This window comes from Paraburkholderia sp. CI3 (assembly GCF_050436505.1).
GTDB classification, from domain to species: domain Bacteria; phylum Pseudomonadota; class Gammaproteobacteria; order Burkholderiales; family Burkholderiaceae; genus Paraburkholderia; species Paraburkholderia tuberum.
On the sequence record NZ_JBNDMI010000004.1, the window covers coordinates 23018 to 49720 of the forward strand.

Genomic DNA, 26703 nt, shown 5'->3' on the forward strand with positions numbered 1-26703 from the left:
ATAACCATTCCTATTTGCAAGATCGAGAAATTGATCGGATCCGACTTTTGATAGCTGAATGAAAGTGCGTCTAGATGGCGATTCTGGAAGCCATTCTGACATGGCCCCGCGAAAGCGCGGGCAGGGCGCCCGCGCGGTATGTCAGTGCAACGGTCCCGGTTCCTGCCCGGCCGCGACGTACTGGCGGATCAGCCGCACCGTATCGATATCGTTCTCGCGATACGCGGACTTGACGATCTCCTGCGTCTGCACGGCGTCCTGGTCGGTCGAGACGGGCAGCGTGGTCGCGTACTCGAAGCGTAGGAACAACTGCAACTCATCGGGCTGCTCGATCGTCATCGTCAGGGAGCCGCCGACGTGCTCGGCGGTCGGCAGGATGTCGTAGCGCACGCTTTCGGTTTCCTGCAGCGTGACGCGATCGCGCACAGTGGCGTGGCCGTAGTGCAACTCACGCTCGAGCACATTGCCGTCGCGCGACAGGATCGTGCAACTGTCGAGACCCATCACGAACAGTTGCGGCTGCTCGGCGCGCAGCACGAGCCCTTCCCACAGCTGCTCGCGGGTCATCGATTCGACGAAGGGATTCAACGGATCGTTGATCTGAATAAGGTGTTCGAAATTCAAGACGACTGCGTCCTATGAAAATATTGCAATACCCGTGACCCGAACGGACGGCGTCCGACCGTCCTATGCGCGTTTGCTGCGGCTGTTAAGCGACCGCGAGCGCGGAACGGATCGAGATCGTGTGCGTGAGGATCTTGTGCACCGGGCACGCATTGGCAATTTGCAAAAGCCGTTCCCGCTGCTCGCCGGAGAGTTCGCCATCGAGCATGATCTGACGGTCGATCGTCGAGCCTGCGTCGCCGGTTTCCATCGACAGTTTGACGCGTACGCCCGCGAGCGGCCAGCCTTTGCGCTGCGCGTACATCTTTAGCGTGATCGACGTACAAGCGCCGAGGCTCGACAGCAGCAGCGAGACCGGCGTCGGGCCGCGGTCGCCGCCGCCTAGCGATTCGGGTTCGTCGGCAAGCCAGGTGTGCTTGCCGTCGTCGAACACGACCTGGAAATTCGTCGAACCGATGTGGGCGGTGACGGTGGGCTCTGCCATACGCGCTCCTCTGATAGGGATCGAATAGCGTCGCGCGCCGCGGACTGTCGAAATCAATGCGGGCCGCGCGACATGAGCCGTTATTGTGAACGAATTTATCGGCGTTCGCGGCCCGTGGCGGATGATTTGGCGGCGCGCGCGTGGCTGGTGGCAAGCTTCGCCTCGCGCCGACAGGCGTGACAAACGCGCGGCACGCGCTCGCCTGTCAGTGCGTGATCGCGCCCATCCGCCCGGCCTGATAGTCGATCACTGCCTGACGGATCTCGTCTTCGGTATTCATCACGAACGGGCCATAGCGCACCACCGGCTCCTTCAGCGGCACGCCGCCGAGCAGCAGCACTTCGAGTGGTTCGTCGCCGGCCGTGATGGTCACCGCGTCGCCGTCGTTGGCGAACACCACCATCGTGCGCGCGTCGATGTCCGCGCGCGCGTCGCCTTCGCCATACACGCCCTTGCCGGACAGCCCATACGCGAACACGCGATAGTCGGCCGGTACCGGCTGGCGAATCGTCGCGCCCGGCTGCAACGAGAAATGCTGATACAGGATCGGCGTGTGCGTTTCGATCGCGGCCTTGACGCCGAGCGCTTCGCCCGCGATGACCTTCACGCGCACCTGACCGTCTTCGGACGTCGCGGCCGGAATGCGTGTCGACGGAATTTCCTGGTAGCGCGGCGCGATCATCTTGTCGCGACGCGGCAGGTTCACCCATAGCTGCAGGCCGTGCACGCGACCGCCGGTGCGCGTGAATTCCGGGTCCGGCATTTCGCTATGCACGACGCCCGCGCCCGCGGTCATCCATTGCACGTCACCGGCGTGCAGCGTGCCGGAATGGCCCGCCGAATCCTTGTGGCCGAACTGGCCCTCGAGCACATAGGTGACCGTCTCGAAGCCGCGATGCGGATGATCGGGCGCGCCGATGGCCTCGCCGGGCGCATAGTCGACCGGCCCCATTTCGTCGAGCAGCAGGAACGGATCGAAGTCCATCAGCAGACGCGTCGGAAACGGTCGATGAACGATGAATCCGCCGCCCTCTACTGTGCGAACCGACGGGAACGTGCGTTCGATCGTGCGTGACGTAGTCATCAATATCACCTCGAAAAATGGGGAATAGCGCGATTTCTGAAACATGGGGCTATTATAGGGACCGTTTTTGGCGGTGCCAGCCGTCCCTCAGCAATGGATTGTTCTATTCATGGAACGATGAGATGAAGATCGATTCACACAATCTGAACGACCTCATGTACTTTTCGCAGGTCGTCGAACATGGCGGATTTTCGGCCGCCGAGCGGATGCTGGGCATCTCGAAGTCGCGCCTGTCGCGTCGGCTCACGGAGCTGGAGGCGTCGCTCGGCGTGCGCCTGTTGCAGCGTTCCACTCGCAAGCTCGCACTGACCGAAGCGGGCCAGCTGTTCTACCAGCACTGTCAGGCGATGCTCAGCGAAGCGCAGGCGGCGGTCAATGTCGTGCAGCAGCTGCGCTCGTCGCCGCGCGGCACGGTGCGCGTCAGCGTGCCGGTTACGATCTCGCAGACGATTCTGTCGACGATCCTGCCGGAATTCATGCACCGCTTTCCGGAGGTGCGCGTCGTGATGCGCGTGACGAATCGCGTGGTCGATCTGTTCGAGGATTCGATCGACGTCGCACTGCGCGTGCGTTCGGACCCGCCGGAAAACGCGAACATCGTCGTGCGGCCGCTGTGGCGCACCGAGCAGATGCTGGTCGGCGCGCCGAGCCTGCTGCAGCAGAATGCGCCGCCGCTGACGCCGGGCGACCTGAACCGCTTCGAAACACTCGACGTGCCGACGAGCGACGGCCGCCACGTGTACAACCTGATCTCGCCCGACGGCACGCGCCATGCTCACGAACACGAGCCGCGCCTCGTGACCGCCGATCTGATGACGATTCGCGAGGCGGTACTCGCCGGCGTCGGCATCGCCGCATTGCCGGAGATGATGTATGGAGCCGCGTTGAGAGCGGGGCAACTGTCGCCGGTGATGCCGGGCTGGAGTTTTCCGACGCCGCAGTTGTACGCGGTGTTCGTGTCGCGTCAGGGGATGGTGCCGGCCGTGCGCGCGTTCGTCGATTATCTGGTCGAGATGCTCGATCCGGATGAGGGCAAGCACATCATCGGCGAGTGTCCTGAGCGCGCCGAAAAAGCGGCGGCGCAGGCATCGGTGGCGAGGGCGTCCTCCGCTGCGTCGGCGGCGGTTTCATGAGGCTCGGTGGCAACTTAAGGGGGCACGGTGCGCCGCGGGCCGCTAGCGCGCTTCGGAAATCGTTTTTAGCATTTAAGCGCGGCCTGTCATGATTACTTTCAATGGTCGTTTGCTTGAATGCGCGCGCGCACAGGCATATAGTGAAATCCCTTTCGCTAAGGAGTGTCCTATGCGAAAACTCATGGCCGCTATCATAGCGGGCCTGATAGGGCTGACCGCGTTGTCCGTGTCGACCACGGCCCTCGCATGCGGTGATAAAAGCTATCAGTCTTCGGCCGATGGCAAATGATCCCGCCGCCCGAAGGCGCCCAGTGCGCACAAAAAAAGGCCTTCATCCGACGATGAAGGCCTTTTACTTTTTGGCCCTGTTTAAAGGGGAGTTCCCGTGGACGAGCGCGCTGCTCCGCTTGCCACGTTACCGCTTACTTCGCTTTGGGCTGCGTGACGAAACCGATCTTCGTCAGTCCGCCAGCCTGCGCGGCGGACATCACCTGAGCGACCTTCTCGTACGGCACCTTGCGGTCCGCATCGAGATGCAACTCCGGCTGCGGGCTCGCCTGCGCGGCCGCGGCGATCTTCGCGGCGAGCGCCGCATCGTCGACCTTGGTGCTGTCCCACAGCACGTTGCCGTCCGCGTCGATCGACACCGTCACCTGCGCGGGCTTCGTGTCTTCCCTCTGACTGCTCGCGTGCGGCAGATCGATCTTGACCGCGTGACGGATCACCGGAATCGTCACCATGAAGACGATCAGCAGAACCAGCATCACGTCGACGAGCGGCGTCATGTTGATCTCGTTCATCAGGGCGTCGTCATCGTCTCCGGCGAAAGGGCTCATTGCCATTGGGATGCCTCGTCGATCAGTTGGCGCGGGTTGCGAGACGCAGGCCGTCGCCGCGCCTGGTCGACGACAAGCGGGCACCGGTCACGAAGAACGCATGCAGGCCGTGCGCGAAGCGGCTCAGCTTCGCGACGATCGCCTTGTTGGCGCGCGTCAGCGCGTTATAGCCGAGCACGGCCGGAATCGCGACGAACAGACCAAACGCGGTCATGATCAGCGCTTCGCCGACCGGGCCGGCGACCTGGTCGATCGACGACTGGCCGCTCGCGCCGATCGCGAGCAGCGCGTGATAGATGCCCCACACGGTGCCGAACAGGCCGACGAACGGCGCGGTGCTGCCGATCGACGCGAGAATCGCGAGACCGCTCTGCATGCGCGCGACGCTTTCGTCCATCGTGTCTTTCAGGCAGCGCGTGATCCAGTCCGATACGTCCATGCGGTCATGCAGATGCGGCTGCGTCTGGTGATGATGGTCGGCCGCTTCCTGGCCCGACAGCGCGAGCGCGAGGAACGGGTTGTCATGCGGCGTCGAGGCGCCGCCGCCGAGCTTTTTCACGCCGTCGGCGAGGTCGTCCGAATGCCAGAACGCCTGCTCGGCGTTCTTCGTCAGGCGCTTCAGGCGCATCACGTTCCAGCCTTTGACGACGATCACGCTCCACGACATCACCGACATGATCAATAGCGCCAGCGCGATACCGCGCGTCACGAAATCCCCTTGCGCCCACACGTGTGCCAATCCGTAGTTTTGCATTGCAATTCCTTGTTTTTGAAAGCTTGCTTCAGTCGGTCAGATTGAAGTTGAAAGGCTGGGTGTACGCGGCCCTGACGGGCTCGCCGTTCTCGAGATACGGTTTGCAGGCGCTCGCGCGTACGGCGGCCACGGCCGCGTCGTCGAGACGGCTAAAGCCGCTGCTTTTCTTCAACTCGATGTTCTCGAGCTTGCCGGTCAGACCGACGACGAAGTGCACGTACGCGGTGCCGGATTCGCCGCGGCGCCGCGATAGAGCCGGGTATTCGGGCTGGCTGATATTGCAATCGAGGTGCGACACGTTTTTCGGCGCGCTGATTTCCATCGTCGGCTTGCCGATCGCGGGCGCTGCCGCGGTGGGCGGTGTCGCCGGCGCGGCGGGCGCGGCCGGCGTCGGATCGGGCGCCGCGACCGGCGTCGGCGATGGCGCAGCGGCCTGTGGCAACGGAGTTGGCGTCGGCTTGGGCGTCGGAGTCGGCTTCGGCTGGGCTTTCGGCCTCGTATGGACGGGCGGCGTTGGCCGGGGCGGCGGCGGAGCGATCGATTGCAGCGCGACCGGCGCGGCGAGCGGCGCGGGCGGCAGCAGTTCGGCGGTCATCACGTGCGATTCGAGCGCGACCGGTACAGGCTCGTGACGCAGCGTCATGATCACGGCGAGCAGAGCGACGTGAACCGCGGCGACTATGGCAGTGGCCGTCAGCGCGCGGGAATTCGGTCGGGTGGACGACGCCAGCGTGGCGCTCGCGGAAACGGGATGCGGAGCCTGCATGGTCAGTGTGGCAGCGCACCGTGCGGGCGGCGCGTCAAACAGGGCATCGTCATGTTCGGAAAATCAGCAGCGAAATGAACAAGGTAGTCACGAAACCAATCAGCAATTCCATCTCGAACTCCTTTCGAAGGGGGAGCGGGGTAGCTGGCTGGTACGAGTACTGGCTTGCTGACGGCAGTGGGATAACGGAGTACGGCGGACAGTACTGCGGTTGTGTTGCAGACGTGCGGCACATTCAACGTCGCATCGGAGCGCTACATAAAGCGTGCGTGAAGCAGAGGGGCTTTTAGATGCACCGACACGGCTTGCACCGGGCCCTGCTAGCTGAACTCAGGCTGCCTTGCGCTCGTAGAACGCGACTTGCACGACCTCGGCGACGCTCTGCACCTGCCGATGCTCGACCACGCCGCAACGGCTCGCGCACACGCCGCTTTGCAGCATCACGTCACGCACGGATTCCTCGCATTTGCCGCAGCACGAGGCGACGCCGAGTTCAAACTGCAACTCGTCGAACGAGTCGATGCCGTCCGCAATCGAGGAGCGGATTGTGCGGTCGGATACGGATTTGCAGACACAAACGATCATGGCAGGCGTCATAGCTAACGTTAATGCGAATTATTATCATTTTGTTTGGTTCGTTTGGCAAGCGTCCCGTGCGATTTTTTGTAACAAAACAGACTCTTAGAATGGATTTCGTCGGAAGGAAGGGCGGGGCGCGGGCCGGTTGCCGGCGCTAGGCGGCGCGAGAATCCGATGCGGCCGTGCGGCCCGACGGTATCGATACCTGCTCGACCGCGGCCTCGATCCGCAGCAGCGTGGCGGCGAGTTGCTGCTGATGGATGCCGTCGTCGGTGGAATAGAAGCGCGGCAGCGGCGTGCCCCCGGCCGACGCGGCGGCGCGCAGGCCGTGCTGCTCGAGCACGCGTTCTAGCTGACGCGCGATCGCCACGCTCGTATCGATCAGCGCGAGCCGCTCGCCGACGATGTCGCGGATCGCCGCGTCGAGAAAGGGGTAATGGGTGCAGCCGAGCACCAGCGTGTCGGCGCCCGCGTCGAGCATCGGTTCCAGGTAGCTGCGCAGGAGTGCCTGCAGCTCGGCCGAGCCGACGTCGCAACGCTCGACCGCCTGCACGAGCCCGTGGCCGGGCTGGCACAGAAAGCGGCAGTCGGCGGCGTAGCGTTCGAGCAGCCCCTGGAAGCGGGCGCTGCGCAGTGTCGCCTGGGTCGCGAGCACGCCGGCGACGCGGCTTTTCGATTGCAGCGCGGCGGGCTTGACACCCGGCTCGACGCCGACGAGCGGAATCGGCAGCTTTTCGCGCACCAGCGCGATCGACTGCGCGGTCGCAGTATTGCATGCGACCACGAGCGCCTTCGCGCCTTGTGCGGCGAGCCATTGGCCGATGGCCAGCGTGCGGTCGGTGATGAAGTCGTCGTCGCGCTCGCCGTAGGGCGCGTACAGCGAATCGGCGACATACAGCAACGCCTCGTCAGGCAGTTGCGCGCGCACCGCGCGCAGCACGGACAGGCCGCCGAGCCCCGAATCGAAAATGCCGATCGGCGCCTGCGACGCGGCGCCAGCGGCAACACTGCGGACAGTCGGGGACGGCGAAGGGGCGGGCATAGGCGAAAAAACGAGCGTGAAGTGGCGGTCGGCGAAAAGGGTGAAACCACGGTGAGGCGCGAACGAGCGCGCAAGTATATCGCCCGTGCGGTACGGTCCGGCGCGAATGCCTGCTGGGCAGGCATCGTGCCGCTACCGCGCGGGATGCTTCAGCGTGCTTCGATCAGGACTCGACCGAGCCCATCGCACTTTGCTGGTAGTTCTGGATACCGACCTTGTCGATCAGATCGAGCTGGGTTTCGAGCCAGTCGATGTGCTCTTCGGTGTCGTCGAGAATCTTCGTGAAGATTTCGCGCGAGATGAAATCGCGCACCGATTCGCAGTAGGCAATCGCCTCCTTGCAGGTGCCTTGCGAAATCTGTTCGAGCTTCAGATCGCATTCGAGGATCTCTTTGGTTTCCTCACCGATCAGCAGCTTGTGCAGGTCCTGCAGATTCGGCAGACCGTCGAGCATGAAGATCCGTTCGATCAGCATGTCGGCATGCTTCATTTCGCCGATCGACTCGTCGTACTCGTGCTTGCCGAGCTTGTCGAGGCCCCAGTGGCCGTACATTCGGGCATGCAGGAAGTATTGATTGATCGCGGTCAGTTCGTTCTTCAACTGCGCGTTCAGATATTCGATGACCTTCTTGTCGCCTTGCATGTTATTTCCTTTTTCGGGGACCTTGAATTTCCAACAACAATAAACGCCATGTCCAAAAAAGCCAAGAGATCCGATACAACTGTTGGCGGCGTTGGCGGCCTCGTGCGTGCGGCGCCTTGCGCGTACATGACGCACGGAAAGAAAAAGCCGGGATCGCGGCCCCGGCTTTTCGACTGACCTGAGTAGCGTTAATCGCGACTCATCAAGCCGTGGCGACCGGAATCTTGCCGATCCTGGCTTGCCATTCCTTCGGGCCGGTCTGGTGCACGGAGGTGCCGTTCGAATCGACGGCGACCGTGACCGGCATGTCCTGCACGTCGAACTCGTAGATCGCTTCCATGCCGAGGTCTTCGAACGCGAGCACCTTCGCGCTGCGGATCGCCTTCGACACGAGGTACGCCGCACCGCCGACGGCCATCAGATACGCGGCCTTGTGCTTCTTGATCGCCTCGATCGCGACCGGGCCGCGCTCGGCCTTGCCGATCATCGAAATGAGGCCTGTTTGCGCGAGCATCGTCTCGGTGAACTTGTCCATCCGCGTCGCAGTGGTCGGGCCCGCCGGGCCGACCGCTTCGTCGCGCACCGGATCGACCGGGCCGACGTAGTAGATCACGCGGTTCGTGAAATCGACCGGCAGCTTCTCGCCCTTCGCGAGCATGTCGGCGATGCGCTTGTGCGCGGCGTCGCGGCCCGTCAACATCTTGCCCGACAGCAGCAGCGTCTGGCCCGGCTTCCAGCCCGCCACTTCTTCCGGCGTCAGCGTGTTGAGGTCGACGCGCTTGCTGGTTTCCGTGTTCGGTTCCCAGTGCACCTTCGGCCATGCGTCGAGCGACGGCGCTTCGAGCCTGGCGACGCCCGAACCGTCGAGCGTGAAGTGCGCGTGGCGGGTCGCCGCGCAGTTCGGGATGATCGCGATCGGCTTGGATGCGGCGTGCGTCGGCGCGGCCATGATCTTCACGTCGAGAACAGTGGACAGACCGCCGAGGCCCTGCGCGCCGATACCGAGTGCGTTGACCTTCTCGTGCAACTCGACGCGCAGCTCTTCGATCCAGTCCTTCGGGCCGCGCGCGATCACGTCCTGAATGTCGATCGGGTCCATCAGCGATTCCTTCGCCATCACCATCGCTTTCTCAGCGGTGCCGCCGATGCCGATGCCGAGCATGCCCGGCGGGCACCAGCCCGCGCCCATCGTCGGCACGGTCTTCAGGATCCAGTCGACGATCGAGTCCGACGGGTTCAGCATCGCGAACTTCGACTTGTTCTCCGAGCCGCCACCCTTGGCCGCGACCTGCACGTCGACGGTGTTACCCGGCACGATCTCGTAGTGGATCACGGCCGGCGTGTTGTCCTTGGTGTTCTTGCGCGCGCCTTCGGGCGGGCTCACGATCGATGCGCGCAGCACGTTGTCCGGATTCAGATAACCGCGGCGCACGCCTTCGTTGATCATGTCGGTGACGCTCATCGTGGCGCCGTCCCAACGCACGTCCATACCGACCTTCACGAACACCGTGACGATGCCGGTGTCCTGGCAGATCGGGCGCTTGCCTTCGGCGCACATGCGGCTGTTGGTCAGGATCTGCGCGATCGCGTCCTTCGCTGCGGGGCTCTGTTCGAGCTCGTACGCGCGGCCGAGCGCTTCGATGTAGTCGAGCGGATGGTAGTAGCTGATGTACTGCAGCGAATCAGCGATGCTCTGAATCAGGTCTTCCTGTTTGATGACGGTCATGGCTAGCTCAGTGGGGAGTGGCGCTTGTTGTCGGATCGCAGCACGGTGCGGTCAGTCTTGCGCCTTCATGGGAGTGGAAACCTTGATGCCGCCCACGGCGTGCAATGCCGCGGGTCCTTCGAAATGTTTGGGGTGCGTGTGCGTGGTGGTTCTGGTCGGGGCTGATGAAGGTCTTCAGCAGATGGATCGACGAGATGCTGATCAGCGCCATCGACAGCTTCACTTTCAGCACGCCGGCGTTCACGTGATCGAGCCATTCCGGTTCGTCCGGATGACCGTCGAGGCCGAGGCGCGATACGAACGTTTCATACCCGCCGATGATCACCATGATCAGCAGGTTCGAGATCATCACCACGTCGATCAGGCCCAGCACGACGAGCATGATGCTGGTTTCGTCGAGCTGCATCGAGTCGGTGACCAGATGCCAGACTTCCTTCAGGAATAGCACGACGTAGACCGCCTGCGCGACGATCAGCCCGAGGTACAGCGGCACCTGCAGCCAGCGGCTCATGAAAACGAGGTGGGGCAGCGCGCGCATGGGGCGGCGCGGACGGGCGGAGGCGGGTCGCGAAGCGGACATAGGCAACGGTCAGATGAAGCGCGGGTGACGGAACAGGGGGCCAGGCGCCGACGGCGGTGCGGGGCGCGGCCATCGAAGGGGCGCGAGACTCGCGTCAGGCGCGCTATTGTACAGCGTCGGTCGAATCTGCTGCTTTGCGGCGGGCAGCGCGCGCCACACCGGAATTACGATGCGATCGGCGGCACGCTGCGCGCTTTCAGGCTCGCGAGGCCGATACCGGCGACCACGCAGGCAGGCGCGATGCCGTGCGCGAGCGCGCGGCCATCGGGCCGCTCCTTCAGGATCAGCCACGACAGCAGCGCGACGACAGCCGGAATCGTGCTCGTGATCACGCCGGCCGCGACCGCGCTGGTACGCGCGACGCCGTTGAGCATCAGCAGCGTGAAACCGAAGGTGCCGAATAGCGCCTGCAAAAACAGGTTGATCCATTCATCGCGTTTGACGCGGCGCAGTTTGGTCGCGCGCAACAGCGGCCAAAGCACGGCCATCGCGATCACGAAACGCAGCAGCGCGAACAGCGGGACGGGGACGAAGGCGACGATCGATTTACCGATTCCGACGTTGCTGCCGACCAGCAGCATCGAGGTAATGAGAAGCAGGGCGTAGCGATTCAAGCTGGAATCCGGACGGCTAGTTCAGTTAGCATTGTAAAAGGCCGTGCGAGACAGCGTAAGGTTGCGAAAGCGGGCGCGCTGGCGGTGCGTCGAGTTCGCATCAGCGGTATGCAATGTGCTGCGAGTGAGCGTAGAAGGCTCTGTAGAACGGCGATCTTTTTCGCGCGCGTCTCGTCTGATCAACGCGTAACTGCGTCGATGGCTGGCGCGATCTCAGGGTTTTCGCTTGCAGATCAACACGATGCGCGTAAGTGGCCGGTAAGTTGCAGCGCATATGGTTAAGCCTTGACGCGGGATAGGATCGCGCAGGGTGCCCGCATGCACGGATGTTGCGATGCCGCACGCACGCGCGTTTGACGGTATCGCGAGGTGGGAGACAGCGCCGCTCGTGGCGGCTCGCACGGGATAAGGCCCGCGCGCCCGACGCGCGCCGGTACAGGTTTTACGTTTCATCTTCACCAAGGGGTTGTCGATGTCTGCGATTGAATCGGTTCTTCAGGAACGCCGCGTTTTTCCGCCCTCCGCTGACACTGCGAAGGATGCCACGATCTCCGGCATGGACGCGTACCGGGCGCTCGCCGCCGAAGCGGAGCGCGACTACGAAGGCTTCTGGGGGCGTCTCGCGAAGGAGACGCTGAGTTGGCAAAAGCCGTTTACGAAGGTGCTCGACGAATCGAAGGCGCCGTTCTACACGTGGTTCGAAGACGGCCAGCTGAACGCGTCGTATAACAGCATCGACCGTCACGTCGAGGCCGGCAACGGCGAGCGCGTCGCGATCGTGTTCGAAGCCGACGACGGTACCGTCACCAACGTCACCTATCAGGATCTGCTGCAACGCGTATCGCGCTTCGCGAATGCGCTGAAAAAACGCGGCGTGAAGAAAGGCGACCCGGTCGTCATCTATATGCCGATGTCGATCGAGGGCATCGTCGCGATGCAGGCGTGCGCGCGGATCGGCGCGACGCACTCGGTCGTGTTCGGCGGCTTCTCGTCGAAGTCGCTCAACGAGCGGCTCGTCGACGTCGGCGCGGTCGCGCTGATCACGTCCGACGAACAGATGCGCGGCGGCAAGGCTTTGCCGCTGAAGAACATCGCCGACGAAGCGCTCGCGCTCGGCGGCTGCGAGAAGGTCAGGAGCGTGATCGTGTACCAGCGCACCGGCGGCAAGGTCGCGTGGGACGCAGGGCGCGACCTGTGGATGCACGAACTCGCACAGGCCGAGTCGGATCAGTGCGCGCCCGAATGGGTCGACGCCGAGCATCCGCTCTTCATCCTCTATACGTCGGGCTCGACCGGCAAGCCGAAGGGCGTGCAGCACAGCACCGGCGGCTATCTGCTGTGGGCCGCGCAAACGCTGAAATGGACCTTCGACTGGCGCCCCTCCGACGTGTTCTGGTGTACCGCCGACATCGGCTGGATCACCGGCCATAGCTACATTACGTACGGGCCGCTCACGCTTGGCGGCACCCAGGTCGTGTTCGAGGGCGTGCCGACCTATCCGGACGCCGGGCGCTTCTGGCAGATGATCGCGAAGCACAGGGTCACGCTGTTCTATACGGCTCCTACTGCGATCCGCTCGCTGATCAAGGCCTCCGAGGCCGACGCTAAAGTGCATCCGAAGAGCTACGACCTGTCGACGTTGCGCATCATCGGCACGGTCGGCGAACCGATCAATCCGGAAGCGTGGGTGTGGTACTACGAGAACGTCGGCGGCGGCCGCTGTCCGATCGTCGATACGTGGTGGCAGACCGAGACCGGCGGCCACATGATCGCGCCGATGCCGGGCGCGACGCCGCTCGTGCCGGGTTCGTGCACGTTGCCGCTGCCGGGCATCATGGCTGCGGTCGTCGACGAAACCGGGCAGGACGTGCCGAACGGGCAGGGCGGCATTCTGGTGGTCAAGCGTCCGTGGCCGGCGATGCTGCGCAACGTGTGGGGCGATCCGGACCGCTACAAGAAGAGCTACTTCCCCGACGAGCTCGGCGGCAGGCTCTACCTCGCCGGCGACGGCGCGGTGCGCGACAAGGAGACCGGCTACTTCACGATCATGGGCCGCATCGACGACGTGCTGAACGTGTCGGGCCATCGTCTCGGCACCATGGAGATCGAGTCGGCACTGGTGGCCAATCCGCTCGTCGCGGAAGCCGCCGTGGTGGGCCGCCCCGATGCGACGACCGGCGAGGCGGTGTGCGCGTTCGTGGTGCTCAAGCGTGCGCGTCCGCAAGGCGAAGAGGCCGTGAAGCTCGCGAACGACCTGCGCAACTGGGTCGGCAAGGAGATCGGTCCGATCGCGAAGCCGAAGGACATCCGCTTCGGCGAGAACCTGCCGAAGACGCGTTCGGGCAAGATCATGCGTCGTCTGTTGCGTTCGCTCGCGAAGGGCGAGGAAATCACCCAGGACGTGTCGACGCTGGAAAACCCGGCGATTCTCGATCAGCTCGGCGAGTCGATTTAAAGCGTTGTAAGCGGATCTGCGCGGACGGCGGCGGCGTGTCGATCGACACGCTTGCGGGCACGCCGTGCAGACCCGTTATTCGAGTGGACGGCTTGCGTCACGGCGTTGCGCGGACAATCCCAATTGCCTCGCCGATGCCTTTTTGATACATAGGCGCATGGCCGCGCCGCACCTATCCTCCCACGCCAGGTTGAACCCCCCGCCCGAACCGCCACCGGTCTCGGCGGCGATGGCGCTCGCGCATCGCAGGTACTGGCGTTTCAACCTCGCGCTGATCGCGGTGCTGATGACGCTTGGCTTCTTCGTCTCCTTCGTCATGCCATTGCTGGCGCCCGCGCTCGCGCAGGTGCACGCAGGCGGCTTCAGGCTGCCGTTCTACTTTGGCGCACAAGGCGCGATCCTGATCTATCTCGCGCTGATCGTCGTCTATATCGTGCTGATGCAGCGCGCCGATCGTCAGTTGCAGCACGCGTTCGAAGCGGATTCGCAGCGCGATGCGGCAAGCGGTCCCGCCGCGGATTCCACCACCGGCGCGAACGATGACGTCACGATCGGCACGGCCGCGCCGGCCGCGCGCGGGCGCTGAGCCGATGAAGCTCACGCATCGGCTGATCCGCTCGTACGCGCTCTACACGCTCGGCTTTCTGCTGTTCGTTTACGTGATGTGGCGCATCGAGCGCAGCAACGGTCCCGGGGTGTGGATCGGCTATGTGTTCCTGTTCGTGCCGATCGCGGTGTATGCGGTGATCGGCGTGCTGTCGCGCACGTCCGACCTGGTCGAATACTATGTAGCGGGGCGGCGCGTGCCGTCGGCGTTCAACGGCATGGCGACCGCGGCCGACTGGTTGTCGGCCGCGTCGTTCATCGGTCTGGCCGGCTCGATCTACGCGACCGGCTACGACGGCCTCGCGTACCTGATGGGCTGGACCGGCGGCTATTGCCTCGTCGCGTTCCTGCTCGCGCCGTATGTGCGCAAGCTCGCGCGCTACACGATTCCCGATTTTCTCGGCACGCGCTATTCGAGCAACGCGGTGCGCGGCCTCGCGGCGCTCGCCGCGATCCTGTGCTCGTTCGTCTATCTGGTCGCGCAGATCCAGGGCGTCGGGCTGATCGCGACGCGCTTTATCGGCGTCGATTTCGCGGTCGGCATTTTCTGCGGGCTCGCGGGCATTCTGGTGTGCTCGTTTCTGGGCGGCATGCGTGCCGTCACGTGGACCCAGGTCGCGCAGTACATCATCCTGATCCTCGCGATGCTGATACCGGTATCGATGATTGCGCACAAGGACGGCCTCGGCTGGGTGCCGCAATTCAGCTATGGGCGCCTGATGGAGCGCATGGAAGGGCTCGAGAAACAGGTGCGCGACGCGCCGCTCGAGGAGCGCGTGCGCGACGACTATCGACGCCGCGCCGCGTTGATGCAACTGCGGCTCGATACGCTGCCGCATTCGTTCATCGACGAAAAGCAGCGGCTCACGCAGGAGGTCGGCGATCTGCGCCGCCATAACGGTCCGTTGCGCGAGATCAAGGAGCGCGAGCGCGCGCTCGAACAGTTTCCGCGCGATGCCGCCGCCGCGCAGATCGTCTGGAGTCAGAAGCGCGACGACATGCTGATGCGGGCGAGCGCGCCGGTGCCGATGCAGGAACCGTTTCCTGCTGTCGGTGATGAAGACCGGAGCACGCACGCGCGTAACTTTCTATCGCTGCTGCTGTGTCTGTCGCTTGGCACGGCGAGCCTGCCGCATATCCTGACGCGCTATAACACGACGACTTCGGTGGCGTCGGCGCGGCGCTCGGTCGGCTGGACGCTCTTTTTCGTCGCGCTGTTCTATCTGACCGTGCCGGTGCTGGCGGTGCTGATCAAGTACGAGATCCTGTCGAATCTGGTCGGCCATCATTTCGCCGATCTGCCGCAGTGGCTGATGCAATGGCGCAAGGTCGAACCGAGCCTGATCAGCCTCGCCGATACGAACGGCGACGGTATCGTGCGCTGGAGCGAGATCCAGATGCAGCCTGATATGGTCGTGCTCGCGGCGCCCGAGATCGCGGGGCTGCCGTATGTGATGTCGGGCTTGATCGCGGCGGGGGCGCTCGGGGCGGCGCTATCGACCGCGGATGGTCTGCTGCTGACGATCGCGAACGCGCTATCGCACGACGTGTACTACCACATGATCGATCCGAACGCGTCGAGCCAGCGGCGCGTGACGATCTCGAAGATTCTGCTGCTGGGTGTCGCATTGTTCGCGTCGTACGTGGCGTCGCTGAATACGGGGAATATTCTGTTTCTGGTGGGGGCGGCGTTTTCGCTGGCGGCGTCGAGTCTGTTTCCGGCGCTCGTGCTCGGCGTGTTCTGGAAACGCACGACGCGGCTCGGCGCGGTGGCGGGGATGGTCGCAGGGCTCGTCGTGTGCATCTACTACATCGTGTCGACGTATCCGTTCTTCACGCAGATGACGGGATTCACAGGTGCGCGCTGGTTTGGCATCGAGCCGATCAGTTCGGGCGTGTTTGGTGTGCCGGCGGGTTTTCTCGTGGCGATCGGGGTGAGTTTGCTCGATCGAAAGGCGGACGCTTATACGATCGCGCTGGTCGACTATATCCGGCATCCGTAGACGGTTTGCGCGGGGCTTTGGCCAGGGTGTGGCGCAGGGCGCGAAGTTTGCTATAATTCGGCTCCCCGCCGGAGAGATGGATGAGCGGTTTAAGTCGCACGCCTGGAAAGCGTGTATAGGTTAATAGCCTATCGGGGGTTCGAATCCCCCTCTCTCCGCCAGGACATCAATGAATACGGGCCTTTCGGCCCGTTTTTCTTTTCTACCAACACCGCTACCCACACGACATCGAGCGGTGCAATTCCCTGCCTGTTGGCGGCCGGTTGGGTGCGTTGTCTACGAACAACATAGGTCGGGTTTTCCCCGGAGCGCGGCTCGACAAAGAGACTAACCGGGGAACAAATGAAAAGCCCCGCTCGGGGCGGGGCTCATTAAGGCCTGGGCCTAAGTCTTTCTGGCAGTTCGGTCGGCATGGCAAGAGAAGAAAATACCCGACAAGCTCTGTGGCATGCGTCGCCCCCGCCAAAGCTGCGCCTCTCCGTCGCGCGCGCGAGAATCCACATTGGGTCGTCTGCTCCAACGTCGGTCAACTCAACAATGTTGCGGGAATTTGGTCTCATATATCTAATCGCTGCCTCGGGGATACTCGACGATAAATGAGACAGGGTGTCGGTACTTCGAGGCGAACACCTCGGGGTGAAATGCAAACATTGTCGAGTGGATGCCCCGGGTGATATCGAACCAACCTCGCGCGGCGACGAGTGGATTAATCGCTCAGAAGACGCTTCAATTCCTCGAGAAACGAAGCGGTCGTATAGCCCCACAACTCCGGGTCGAAATCTTGCCCGTAATCCGTTTCAAACGCTGAATCCAGATCATCCGGGTGCTCGCTTATGAACGAATCTATTTCGTGGATCATTTCGAGATGGCTTTCCCGTGGGCAGTCCCTCCTGTAGCACGAAACAATTTCCGGAATCGTTTCTCCCCATAAATCAGAATCCTGATTAAGGTATGCGCCAAACAACTGATAAAGTTTCGGGTAACGCTCTGACAGCATAATTCTTGCCTTCATCCAACATATGCGGTAAGAATGTAGTACGGCATTCCATTGTAGGTTTGATATTTCAGTACAACGACAACCTCATTCATCCGCGTCATTTTTCCTGTCTGTCGTGCAATCCATAGCCGACATCACTCGCCACACGCTGCGTCAGTGTAAGGGGGCCGCCACTACCTGAGCACTCCGTCCATTTCCTGATTTGTGTCGTATGGGCGCGCATTACTTCTGATATTGCCCATTCCGCCCGCTCCAGGTTCGTGAATGACGACACTCTTTTTCGATGCGGTTCAAGTCTCAGTCTGTCGCGCAATTGCGCTTCGGTCCGCCCCACGTGCTTTTCGAGTGTGTGCCCTCCCAGCCTCGGATTGAGCGCTTTTGCTTCATGCATTTGCAGATCGATCCGGCCCATCGTAACGCTGGCCACGCGTGCAGCCTTGATCGAGCCAGCGAACCCGAACGGCACGATCATATCAACTGACAGGCCGATGTTGTTCGCCATGTCAGGACTGGCTTTCATCGCCTCGGCCAGCTTCGCCGTACCTTGCCGGGTCAGCGTGACCGTATCCCGGCCCGTCCAGATTTGACGCAAACCTGCCGACGCCGTATCTGAGCCATGTACGCCGAACACAACACATCCGGCCTTGCTCGCCATCGTCGGTTCCGGCAGCACACATAGCGCTGCTGCCCCGACCATTTCCAGCACCCCGCCTCGTCGCGCGTCGTTGTTCCAGCAGGTCCGTTCGGTGAGTGGCCGTCTCAACGTTGTTTGCCACGGAATGCGCGAGCGTGCGCTGCGAGGTCGCGCGCATAGCTCCGCCGGGACAGAACACAAAACCCCTTAATTTGATCTCGAAATCAAGGGGTTTTCATTTCTAGGGTCATTATTCTCTCAAGTCCGGTCAACGAGAATTTTGTGCACGCGGGATCGTCCCGAGAGGCGCGAAGCTTCGACAAGCCTCACCCCTCATCCCCCTCCCGCAACTCCCCCGTATTCCCCCGTTCCGCACAAGCGCCCGTAACAGGCGGCCGCCCCCGCGTCGCCTCTGACAGCGTCACTCCCTGCTGAATCCCAGCCTTCGCCAGCATATGTGCGCTAATCGGCGCGGTGAGAAACAGAAACGCCGGAATCAGCAGCTCATGCAGGCTCGCGAAGTTGTTATGCGCGCTGAAATACACCACCGACGCGAGCACGATGCCGCCCACACCGAGCGTGGTCGACTTGGTCGGACCGTGCAGCCGCATGAAGAAGTCGGGCAGCCGAGCGAGCCCGACCGCCCCGACCAGCGTGAACAGGCTGCCGGCCAGCAGCAGCAAACAAACGATCGCTTCGACAAAAGTTTCCATCGGCATACCCCACGCTAGTTGAGTTCGATGATGTCGCCGCGCTGCAGGTACTTGGTGAGCGCGACGGTACCCACGAAACCCATCACGGCAATCAGAAGCGCAACCTCGAAGAGCACCGTCGAGCGCAAGCTGATGCCGTACACGACGATCAACGCGATCGCATTGATGTTGAGCGTGTCGAGCGCGACGATGCGATCGGGTAGCGACGGCCCGCGCACGAGGCGCCACAGCGTGAGCAGGAACGCAATGCCGAGGATCGCGAGCGAGATCGGAATCACGATGGCTAGCATGCGAAGATCTCCATCAAAGGGGCTTCATAACGGGACTTGATGAGCGCGATGAGTGCCGCTTCGTCGCCGAGATCGAGCACGTGCACGGAGAGGCGCGTGCGGTCGTCGCTGAGTTCGGCGCACAGCGTGCCCGGGCTCAGCGAGACCACGCTGATGAGCACCGTGAGCGCGATCTCGTGGGTGCTGTCGAGCGGCACTTCGATGAACGCCGGGCGCATCCGCTGCGTCGGGCCGAGCACGAGCAGCGCGACCTCGACGTTGGCCACGATGATATCGACCAACACATGCCAGGCGAGGAGCACGAGCAGCCACGGTCGGCCGAAGCGCACCGGTCGCAGCCACAAGCCTTCGGCGACGCGAAAAGAGATCGCGTAGCCGAGCACGGCGCCGAGCAGCAGATTGCCCGGCGAGACGTCGTTCATCAGCAGCACCCAGCAGATGATCAGGAAGACCGCGAGCCACGGGTGGGGGAAGAGCCTTTTCAACATCGTCAGTTCCCCTGTGCGTCGGCCGTGGTCGCGGCGGCCGCTGGTGGCGAGGAGCGCGCCGCGGGCAGGATCGCGTGCACGTAGGCGGCGCGATCGAATAGCTGTGTCGCCGTATCGGTGAGATAGTGCCGCACCGCGCCCGCGCCGAGCGTGATGGCCACGACACAGCCGAGCAGGATCGCGCAGGCGGCGAGCTTCGCATTACTGCCACGCGGTGCGCGCTCCTCTTTGCCGGCGGCGGCGCGCGCGGCCGGCGCGGCCCACATCAGGCGCGTGCCCGTGCGGCTCAGCGCAACGATCGAGAGCAGGCTCGACAGCAGTACGGCCGGCCACAGCACGACTGCCGCGCCGAGCGGCGTGGCGGCCAGCACCATCGCCTTGCCGAGGAACCCGGACAGCGGCGGCAGGCCCGCGGCGCCCACCGCGGCGATCAGATAGAGCAGCGCGGCGAGGTTCGACGGCCACGGTGCATGCGTGCGCGGGACCGCTTCGACCGTAGCTTCGGCTTCGGGGTGAGCCGGTTCCCCGACCAGCACGGCGAGCGCGCCGGCCGTCTCGACCTGCAGCGGCTGCGCCCGCGCCAGCGTCGCCACCGCTTCGCCGTCCGGGTCGGGCGAGATGGCCGCCGCGGCCGCGTCGTCGAGCGCTTCGAGCGAGCCGGGCTCGATCGAATTGGCATCGGCGGAAACGGCGGCATGGGCGGCGTGCGGTGTCGGGGCTTGCTCGGGTTCGAGCGTGTCGGCGAGCAGGAACAGCGCGCCAGTGCAGAGCGTCGTGCTGATCAGGTAGTAGAGCAGCGCGCTCCATGCAAGCGGCGTCTGTAGTGCGATCGCCGCGATCAGCAGACCCACCGAAACCAGCACGAGATAGCCCGTCGTGGTCTTGAGACTCGACACCGCCAACGCGCCCAGCGCGCCGAACGCGATCGTCGCGATCGCGAGCCACCACGCCCACTGATGCATGAACGCATCGAGCACGCCGCCCGCCGCGCCGAACACGAGCGCGTCGCAGCGCAGCATCGCATAGATGCCGACCTTGGTCATGATCGCGAACAGCGCGGCCACCGGGCCGATGGCGCTGCGGTAGGCCTGCGGCAACCAGAACGACATCGGAAACACGGCGGCCTTGAGGCCGAACACGAGCATCAGCGTCGCGCCCGCGAACTGCGCGAGCGGCAGCGACTCCGGCCCGAGACGCGCCAGACGTTCGCCCATGTCGGCCATGTTGAGCGTGCCCGTGACGCCGTAGAGCACGCCGACCGCGATCAGAAAGAACGACGAACCGACGAGGTTCATCAACAGATAGTGCAGCCCGTTGCGCACCCGTCGCGCGCCGCCACCATGCAGCAGCAGCGCGTACGACGCGATCAGCAGTAGCTCGAAGAACACGAACAGGTTGAAGAGATCGCCCGCGAGGAAGGCGCCGTTCAGGCCCATCAGCTCGAACTGGAACAGCGCACGGAAATAGCGGCCGCGCCTCGCGTCCTCGCTCGAGGTGCCGAGCAGGCAGCAGACCGCCAGCACGGCGGTGAGCACCAGCATCAGCGCGCCGAGCCGGTCGAGTTCCAGCACGATGCCGAACGGCGCGGGCCATGCGCCGAGCGCGTAGCTGGCGATCTCGCCTTGCGCGGCGCGCGCCATCAGCAGGCACGCGACGGGCAGTAGCGCGATGATGGCGAGCGCGTTCAGCGCGCGTTGCAGGCGTTTCGCGCGCGGCGGCAGCACGACGATGACGCCCGCGGAAAAGAGCGGAATCAGGATCGGGAGCAGGAGAACGTGGTTCATTCGACGGGCGTCTCCTCGTCATTGACGTGATCGTTGCCCGTGATCGAAAACGAGCGCAGCGCGAGCACCACGGTGAAGGCCGTCATTGCGAAGCCGATCACGATGGCCGTCAGCACGAGCGCTTGCGGCACCGGATCGACGTATTGCGCCCCCGCCGCGATGACCGCTGGCTTGCCGATCGCAAGCCGGCCCATGCCGAGCAGGAACAGGTTGATCGCATACGAGAACAGCGTGATGCCGAGAATCACCGGCAACACGCGTGCGCACAGCAGCAGGTAGATGCCGCACGCGCAAAGCACGCCGATCGCGATGGCAAAGGCGGCTTCCATCAGCTTTTCTCCACGGACTGCATGTCCTTGTCGCGTACGCCGAGGTGCGAGACGATCGTGAGCGTCGTGCCGACCACCGCGCCTGTTACGCCGAGATCGAACAGCATCGCCGTGGACAGTTCGATCTCGCCGATCAGCGGCACGTGCAGGTGCCCGAACGCACTGGTCAAAAACGGCTGGCCGAACGCGAGACTGCCGAGCCCCGTGGCCGCGGCGATCAGAATGCCGAAGCCCGCAAGCGCGCGGTAGTTGAGGTGGATGCGCGACTCGGTCCACAGCACCCCGCTCGCGACGTACTGCAGCAACAACGCGATCGAGAGGATCAGCGACGCGATGAAGCCGCCGCCGGGCAGGTTGTGGCCGCGCAGGAACACGAACACGGCGACGAGCACGGTGAGCGGCAGCATCAGCCGCGCGAGGATCGCGAGCATCAGCGGATGCGATTGCGACGACCATGGCCGGCCATCCGGCCCCGCATCGGGCGACTTCAGGCGCAGCCCGCGCAGCAGCGCCTTGACGGCGAGCCCCGCGACCACGAGCACGCTGATTTCGACCATCGTATCGAAGCCGCGGAAATCCACGAGGATCACGTTGACGACGTTGTGGCCGCCGCTGCCGGGCAGCGCATTGGCGAGGAAGTACGGAGCGATGCCTGGCAGCGGCGCGCTCGTCATGATCCTGTACGACACGGCGCCGAGCAGCGCGCCGCCCGCGAGCGCGAGCACGCCGTTGCGCAGCCGGACGGGGAGCGGCTCGACGGCGCGTTGCAGCGCGGGCAGGAAATAGACGGCCAGCACGAGCAGCAGGATCGTGACCAGTTCGACGGAGATCTGCGTGAGCGCGAGATCGGGCGCGGAGAAGCGCACGAAGGCGAGCGACACGAGCAGGCCGCAGGTGCTCAGCATCACGAGCGCGTAAAGGGTGCGCGCACGCACGCACACCACGCCGACGGCGAGCAACGCCATCAGCACGAGGCCGCCCAGCGTGAACGGATCGGGCAGCAGGCGCGTGTGGCTGCCGCTCCAGGTGTCGAGCGCGACGAGCGGCACGCCCGGCACGATCAGCATCGCCGCGATCATCCATGCGAGGTAGGCCGGCAGCGAGCGCGTCTCGAACAAGCGCACGATCACGCCGGCGCTCTGTTCGAGACGCTGCACGAAGCGCTCGAAGATTTCGCTCGCGTTCAACTCGGTGAGCGCCGTGCGACGGTGGCGGAACGCATTGCGGCGCAGGAAAAAGAGCGACGCACCCGCCGCGAACGACACCGCGCTCATCACGAGCGGCGTATTGACGCCGTGCCACAGGCTCAGGCTGTAGTCGGGTAGCTTGCCGCCGAGCGTGACCCACGCGGCCGACTCGAGCAGCCTGCCGATGCTTTGCTGCGGGAACAGGCCGATCAGCAGGCACAGCGCCACGAGAATCTCGACCGGCAGCCGCATGAAGCGCGGCGCCTCGTGCGGCGGATAGTGCGGCAGATCGCGCGGCATCTCGCCGTCGAAAAACACGCCCCAGACGAAACGTAGCGAGTACGCCACGGAGAGCGCCGCCGCCACGATCGCGACGACCGGCACGACGAGGTTCAGCGGCCCGAACATGCTTTGCGCGAGTGTTTCGCCGAAGAACATTTCCTTCGAGAGAAAACCGTTGAGCAGCGGCACGCCGGCCATCGACAGCGACGCGACGCTCGCGAGCACGGCCGTATGCGGCATGTACCTGCGCAGGCCGCGCAGACGGCCCAGATCGCGCGTGCCGGTTTCGTGATCGACGATGCCCGCCGCCATGAAGAGCGACGCCTTGAACACCGCGTGGTTGATCGTGTGAAAGAGCGCGGCGACAGTCGAGAGCTGCGTGTCGAGGCCGAACAGCAGCACGATCAGGCCGAGATGGCTGATGGTCGAATAGGCGAGCAGGCCCTTCAGATCGCGCTGCAACAACGCCATCCCCGCGCCGCCCACCAGCGTGACGAGCCCGGCCACTGTCGCCGTGTAAGCCCATAGGTGGGTACCTTCGAGGACCGGATAGAGACGCGCGAGCAGGAACACGCCGGCCTTCACCATCGTCGCCGAATGCAGATAGGCCGACACGGGTGTGGGCGCCGACATCGCGTGCGGTAGCCAGAAGTGAAAAGGAAACTGCGCCGACTTCGTGAACGCCGCGAACAGCGTGAGCAGCAGAATGGCCGGGTAGAGCGGATCGTGCTGCACCTTGTCATGCTGGGCGAGCACGTCGTTCAGCTCGTAGCTGCCGCATACGTGGCCGAGCAACAGCACGGCCGCAAGCAGCGCGAGACCGCCCGCGCCGGTGATGGTGAGCGCCATGCGTGCGCCGCGCCTCGCGTCGGGCCGCGATGGCCAGAAGCCGATCAGCAGGAACGAGACGAGGCTCGTCAGTTCCCAGAAGATGACGAGCAGCAGCAGGTTGTTCGACAGCACGATGCCGAGCATCGCGCCCATGAAGAGCAGTAGCAGCAGGTACAGACGCGGCAACGAATCGCTGCCGGCGAGGTAGTAGCGTGCGTAGATGAAGACGAGCAGGCCGATCGCGAGTACGAGCAACGCGAACATGAACGAGAGGCCATCGAGGCGCAGCGACAGCGCGAGGCCGATGTCGGGCATCCACTCATGGCGCCATTGCAGCACGTCGTGGTCGCCCATACCCACGCGCTCGCTCAGCAGCAGCGCGCAGCCGAACAGCGCCGTCGCGAACGCGATCCAGGTGCAGAGCGCGGCGGCGCGCGGCCTCGTGAGCGCAATGAGCGCTGCGGCCATGAACGGAAGTAGGACGAGCCACCCCAGTACCATTCGATGCCCTCCGGGAGTTCGAGTGTTAGACGGTGTGGCTGGCCGGTGGGACTGGGCCGGCGTGCCACCAGCCGGGCGGCTGCCCACGGGGCACAATCATAGCCGCAAACAGCCCGGCAGTTCACATCGATACGTCAAGCATAAATATACGCACCGCGAAGCGCGCGGCGAGCCCGACTGATGCCCAATCATGCCCATTGATGCGGACGCGCGTTCGATTTAACACCCGTCGCGTGACATGCGGCGCGCTGATGCACCATAATCGGCAAACTTGACGATCAATCGAGGCGCCAAATTGAAAGGAACTGAACTGGATCTGTATGCAACTGAAGAGCCAGGCCACACTTTGGCTTTCAATCTTTTCGATGGCACATGGGTGTCCGATGTGCCGGGCTACGGTTTAGGTATGGCGCCCCATTTCGACGATGGGCGTCTCCACTGGTTCGAGATCATGTGCGGCGGCTTTTCCGGAAAAAGCGTGCTCGAACTCGGACCCATGGAAGGCGGCCATACGTTCATGATGGCCAAAGCCGGCGCTTCACGTGTCCTTGCTATCGAGGCGAATTCGAAGTCCTTTCTCAAATGCCTGCTCGTGCAGAATGCATTGAAGTTCAATGCCGAATTCATGTATGGCGATTTCAGAGAATTGCTGAAAAAACGCGATCAGCGATTCGATCTGATTCTTGCAAGCGGCGTGCTCTATCACATGATGGATCCGGTATCGCTACTGGAAGATATGGCATATGCGTCAGATTCGATCTGCATCTGGACGCACTATTACGATGCCGAAGTCGCGCGGACGAATGCGAATCTGCAAAGGCACTTCGATCCGACGCCAACCGTCTCGGAGTTTCGCGGACGCGAAGTGCATCTCCACCGACATAGTTATCTCGACAGCATCCATAACGTAAAATTCATCGGCGGGACTGCTCCGCAAGCCAACTGGATGACCCGTGAAAGCCTGATGGCAGTCCTCGACGCACTGGGTATGACGGTGATCGTCGGCGTGGACGATCGCGAACAACATCCGGCCGGCCCGTCGATTCTTCTTTACGCTGCTCGCATTCCGCATTTCAACGAGGCGCACTATCTTCAGCGCAACCCCGACGTAGCAGAAGCCGTTGCGCACAAGCACATCGGCTCTGGCGCGGAACACTACATCCGCTATGGCCGTGCGGAAGGGCGCTCGTTCGAGTGATCGACACCGCGCAGCCAGCGTCGTGTTCAAGCCAGTTACCCTAAAACGCGAACCCGGAAAGTTTCCCGAAAATGAATACTCTCGAGAATCAGCGCTTTTTCGATAAGCCCGTCGTCGCGGACGTTCCGATCGACAATCAGACCCAGGTCTTCAAATTCGAAAAATTTCCCGCGGCGGGCCCCGTTCCCTGGCTCGATCGACCGGATGCGCTGGAGCGGGTTGCCGAGCTGTTGTCCCAAGGCGTAATTAGCGAGCAGCAGGCCGAATGGTGCCGCAAATGGGTGAACGACGGCTACCTGATCATTGAGGGTTTCTTCAAGACGGAACAGCTCGATGCGACGTGGCAAGCCTACGAAAACGCGATTGCCGACGGCACGCTGCGGCCGCCGCCCGAGCCGCTTTTCGAAGGCGATACGCTGCCTGGGCGCACGCTGAATCCGCATTTCAACGTGCCGGCTGTTCGCGAGATGCTGTTCGACGCGCGCATGAACGAGATCGTGAGTCTGCTGCTGGGCGCGAAATCGGCGCCGTTCCAGACGATCGGCGGTCACAAGAGCAGCGAGCAACTCGAGCATTCCGATTCGATTCACATGTCGACCTATCCGAACGGGTATCTGGTCGCGAACTGGATCGCCTTCGAGGATATTCATCCCGACTCCGGGCCGCTCGTTTATCACCCCGGCACGCACAAGCTGCCGTATCTGATGTCGACTGAATTGGGCATGCCGTTCGGTTGCGGGTATTCCGCTTATCACGACATCTACGAACCCGCGATTCAGAAGCTCATCGCTGAACGTTCATCGGGCCCAAAGCACTTCTACCCGAAAAAGGGCGATGTGCTGTTGTGGCATGCGAACCTGCTGCACGGCGGCAGCAAGATGCGCGATCCGGAGCACGTGAGTCGCAAGGCACTGGTTTGCCATTTTTTCGCGGATGGCTGTTTGTGCTATCACGACCTGACCGGCATGCCGTCGAGCCTGACGCCAATCGTCGACTTCGACGGCGAGGCGTACCTCGAGGCCAATCCGGATGTTGCCGCGAGCGGCGGCAATGCATTGCAGCACTACATCTACTACGGTCGATTCGAAGGTCGCCCGTTGAGCAGCGCCGAATCGTTTCAACGCAAGGCGCGGCTTGCCCAACTGCCTGACGGTTTCGATCCGAAGCTTTACCTCGAAGCGAATCCCGACGTCGGCGCGGCGGGCGTCGACCCGGTCGATCACTTCGTCGACTTCGGCCGCGCGGAGGGCCGGCCGTTGCGGCCCTGAGTCATGCGTGGCACCGAAGCAGGCGAAGGCGGCCTGCTTCGGCAAGTTCGCGGACAGTGCATGTCGAAACCTTTGTCCGCGTCTCGCGCGCACAGTCACCCGGGTTGACGACCCGCCTGCGCCCAAAGCATGCGTTCGAGCGCGCCCGCCCCGGCACGGGCCGTCCGCCATCACGCCGCCCGTGCCAGCCTCCTTTGTGCATGCCCTCCGGTCTTGCTCTAAACTAGCGCGCGCCCGACCCACGCCCCGATGCGCCCCGTCACGAGCAACAA

24 protein-coding genes, 1 tRNA gene and 2 pseudogenes are annotated in these 26703 nt (G+C 63.5%); 7 read left to right on the top strand and 20 right to left on the bottom strand.

Going from position 1 to position 26703, the window contains the following annotated elements:
- Window positions 1-141 precede the first annotated feature (141 nt).
- From OKW29_RS21640 to OKW29_RS21650, 3 genes are all read right to left on the bottom strand, one after another.
- Window positions 142-624 carry an SRPBCC family protein gene (locus OKW29_RS21640; RefSeq protein ID WP_184070189.1) on the bottom strand — a complete coding sequence of 161 codons (483 nt, stop codon included), beginning with the start codon at window positions 622-624 and terminating at the stop codon, window positions 142-144.
- 85 nt (window positions 625-709) lie between these two features.
- The gene (locus OKW29_RS21645) at window positions 710-1108 is read right to left on the bottom strand and encodes an OsmC family protein (RefSeq protein ID WP_184044399.1); all 399 of its coding nucleotides are present in this window, start codon (window positions 1106-1108) and stop codon (window positions 710-712) included.
- 205 nt (window positions 1109-1313) lie between these two features.
- A complete protein-coding gene (locus tag OKW29_RS21650; RefSeq protein WP_429292566.1) occupies window positions 1314-2192 on the bottom strand; it encodes a pirin family protein in 879 nt (292 codons plus the stop codon).
- 122 nt (window positions 2193-2314) lie between these two features.
- Here OKW29_RS21650 and OKW29_RS21655 point away from each other — a divergent pair, with 122 nt between their 5' ends.
- On the top strand, window positions 2315-3325 hold the full coding sequence (locus tag OKW29_RS21655) for a LysR family transcriptional regulator (RefSeq protein WP_184070185.1): 1011 nt from the start codon (window positions 2315-2317) through the stop codon (window positions 3323-3325).
- A 422-nt stretch (window positions 3326-3747) separates the two neighbouring features.
- On the opposite strand, the gene OKW29_RS21660 is transcribed toward OKW29_RS21655, so the two are convergent.
- The 9 genes and pseudogenes from OKW29_RS21660 to OKW29_RS21700 form a co-directional block, all read right to left on the bottom strand.
- Window positions 3748-4167, bottom strand: a complete 420-nt coding sequence (locus OKW29_RS21660; RefSeq protein WP_429292567.1) for an ExbD/TolR family protein — start codon at window positions 4165-4167, stop codon at window positions 3748-3750.
- Between the two features lie 16 nt (window positions 4168-4183).
- On the bottom strand, window positions 4184-4915 hold the full coding sequence (locus OKW29_RS21665; RefSeq protein ID WP_018418631.1) for a MotA/TolQ/ExbB proton channel family protein: 732 nt from the start codon (window positions 4913-4915) through the stop codon (window positions 4184-4186).
- 28 nt (window positions 4916-4943) lie between these two features.
- Complete coding sequence (locus OKW29_RS21670) at window positions 4944-5681, bottom strand: energy transducer TonB (protein ID WP_429292568.1); 738 nt, start codon at window positions 5679-5681, stop codon at window positions 4944-4946.
- A gap of 330 nt (window positions 5682-6011) precedes the next feature.
- Window positions 6012-6266: a (2Fe-2S)-binding protein gene (locus tag OKW29_RS21675; RefSeq protein ID WP_090803857.1), complete on the bottom strand. Its 255-nt coding sequence runs from the start codon at window positions 6264-6266 to the stop codon at window positions 6012-6014.
- A 148-nt stretch (window positions 6267-6414) separates the two neighbouring features.
- A complete protein-coding gene (murI, locus tag OKW29_RS21680) occupies window positions 6415-7302 on the bottom strand; it encodes a glutamate racemase (protein WP_429292569.1) in 888 nt (295 codons plus the stop codon).
- Between the two features lie 163 nt (window positions 7303-7465).
- On the bottom strand, window positions 7466-7945 hold the full coding sequence (gene bfr, locus OKW29_RS21685; protein WP_018418627.1) for a bacterioferritin: 480 nt from the start codon (window positions 7943-7945) through the stop codon (window positions 7466-7468).
- 202 nt (window positions 7946-8147) lie between these two features.
- Window positions 8148-9671, bottom strand: coding sequence for a fumarate hydratase (locus tag OKW29_RS21690; RefSeq protein WP_429292570.1), 1524 nt, complete (start codon window positions 9669-9671; stop codon window positions 8148-8150).
- A gap of 7 nt (window positions 9672-9678) precedes the next feature.
- Window positions 9679-10209 carry a TIGR00645 family protein gene (locus OKW29_RS21695; protein ID WP_429292571.1) on the bottom strand — a complete coding sequence of 177 codons (531 nt, stop codon included), beginning with the start codon at window positions 10207-10209 and terminating at the stop codon, window positions 9679-9681.
- Between the two features lie 242 nt (window positions 10210-10451).
- Window positions 10452-10865 (bottom strand): annotated as a pseudogene (locus OKW29_RS21700) (EamA family transporter); the annotation flags it as partial.
- Between the two features lie 472 nt (window positions 10866-11337).
- Between OKW29_RS21700 and acs the strand changes: the two are divergent.
- The 4 genes from acs to OKW29_RS21720 all read left to right on the top strand — a co-directional run bounded on the left by acs (window position 11338) and on the right by OKW29_RS21720 (window position 16090).
- On the top strand, window positions 11338-13320 hold the full coding sequence (gene acs / locus OKW29_RS21705) for an acetate--CoA ligase (protein WP_429292572.1): 1983 nt from the start codon (window positions 11338-11340) through the stop codon (window positions 13318-13320).
- 157 nt (window positions 13321-13477) lie between these two features.
- Window positions 13478-13906, top strand: coding sequence for a DUF4212 domain-containing protein (locus OKW29_RS21710; protein ID WP_429292573.1), 429 nt, complete (start codon window positions 13478-13480; stop codon window positions 13904-13906).
- 4 nt (window positions 13907-13910) lie between these two features.
- On the top strand, window positions 13911-15929 hold the full coding sequence (locus OKW29_RS21715) for a sodium:solute symporter family protein (protein WP_429294904.1): 2019 nt from the start codon (window positions 13911-13913) through the stop codon (window positions 15927-15929).
- A gap of 70 nt (window positions 15930-15999) precedes the next feature.
- Window positions 16000-16090 (top strand) — tRNA-Ser (locus OKW29_RS21720).
- Between the two features lie 545 nt (window positions 16091-16635).
- Here the strand turns inward: OKW29_RS21720 and OKW29_RS21725 are convergent.
- The 8 genes and pseudogenes from OKW29_RS21725 to OKW29_RS21760 form a co-directional block, all read right to left on the bottom strand.
- Complete coding sequence (locus tag OKW29_RS21725) at window positions 16636-16941, bottom strand: contact-dependent growth inhibition system immunity protein (RefSeq protein ID WP_429292574.1); 306 nt, start codon at window positions 16939-16941, stop codon at window positions 16636-16638.
- Window positions 16938-17689 (bottom strand): annotated as a pseudogene (locus tag OKW29_RS21730) (RNase A-like domain-containing protein). Before OKW29_RS21730 ends, OKW29_RS21725 begins: the two are co-directional and overlap by 4 nt.
- 197 nt (window positions 17690-17886) lie before the next feature.
- Window positions 17887-18279 carry a Na+/H+ antiporter subunit G gene (locus OKW29_RS21735; RefSeq protein ID WP_090803870.1) on the bottom strand — a complete coding sequence of 131 codons (393 nt, stop codon included), beginning with the start codon at window positions 18277-18279 and terminating at the stop codon, window positions 17887-17889.
- Window positions 18280-18287: 8 nt separating this feature from the next.
- A complete protein-coding gene (locus tag OKW29_RS21740) occupies window positions 18288-18563 on the bottom strand; it encodes a K+/H+ antiporter subunit F (RefSeq protein ID WP_008922284.1) in 276 nt (91 codons plus the stop codon).
- A complete protein-coding gene (locus OKW29_RS21745) occupies window positions 18557-19051 on the bottom strand; it encodes a Na+/H+ antiporter subunit E (RefSeq protein WP_429292575.1) in 495 nt (164 codons plus the stop codon). The genes OKW29_RS21740 and OKW29_RS21745 overlap by 7 nt, the downstream gene beginning before the upstream one ends.
- A gap of 2 nt (window positions 19052-19053) precedes the next feature.
- Window positions 19054-20835, bottom strand: a complete 1782-nt coding sequence (locus OKW29_RS21750; protein WP_429292576.1) for a monovalent cation/H+ antiporter subunit D — start codon at window positions 20833-20835, stop codon at window positions 19054-19056.
- Complete coding sequence (locus OKW29_RS21755) at window positions 20832-21164, bottom strand: Na+/H+ antiporter subunit C (RefSeq protein ID WP_090803875.1); 333 nt, start codon at window positions 21162-21164, stop codon at window positions 20832-20834. The genes OKW29_RS21750 and OKW29_RS21755 overlap by 4 nt, the downstream gene beginning before the upstream one ends.
- Window positions 21164-23965 (bottom strand): monovalent cation/H+ antiporter subunit A, encoded by a 2802-nt coding sequence (locus tag OKW29_RS21760; protein ID WP_429292577.1) that lies wholly within the window; start codon window positions 23963-23965, stop codon window positions 21164-21166. Before OKW29_RS21760 ends, OKW29_RS21755 begins: the two co-directional genes overlap by 1 nt.
- Window positions 23966-24260: 295 nt before the next feature.
- Here OKW29_RS21760 and OKW29_RS21765 point away from each other — a divergent pair, with 295 nt between their 5' ends.
- Window positions 24261-25163, top strand: coding sequence for a class I SAM-dependent methyltransferase (locus OKW29_RS21765; protein WP_429292578.1), 903 nt, complete (start codon window positions 24261-24263; stop codon window positions 25161-25163).
- A gap of 71 nt (window positions 25164-25234) precedes the next feature.
- Complete coding sequence (locus tag OKW29_RS21770; RefSeq protein WP_429292579.1) at window positions 25235-26431, top strand: phytanoyl-CoA dioxygenase family protein; 1197 nt, start codon at window positions 25235-25237, stop codon at window positions 26429-26431.
- Window positions 26432-26703: the final 272 nt, after the last annotated feature.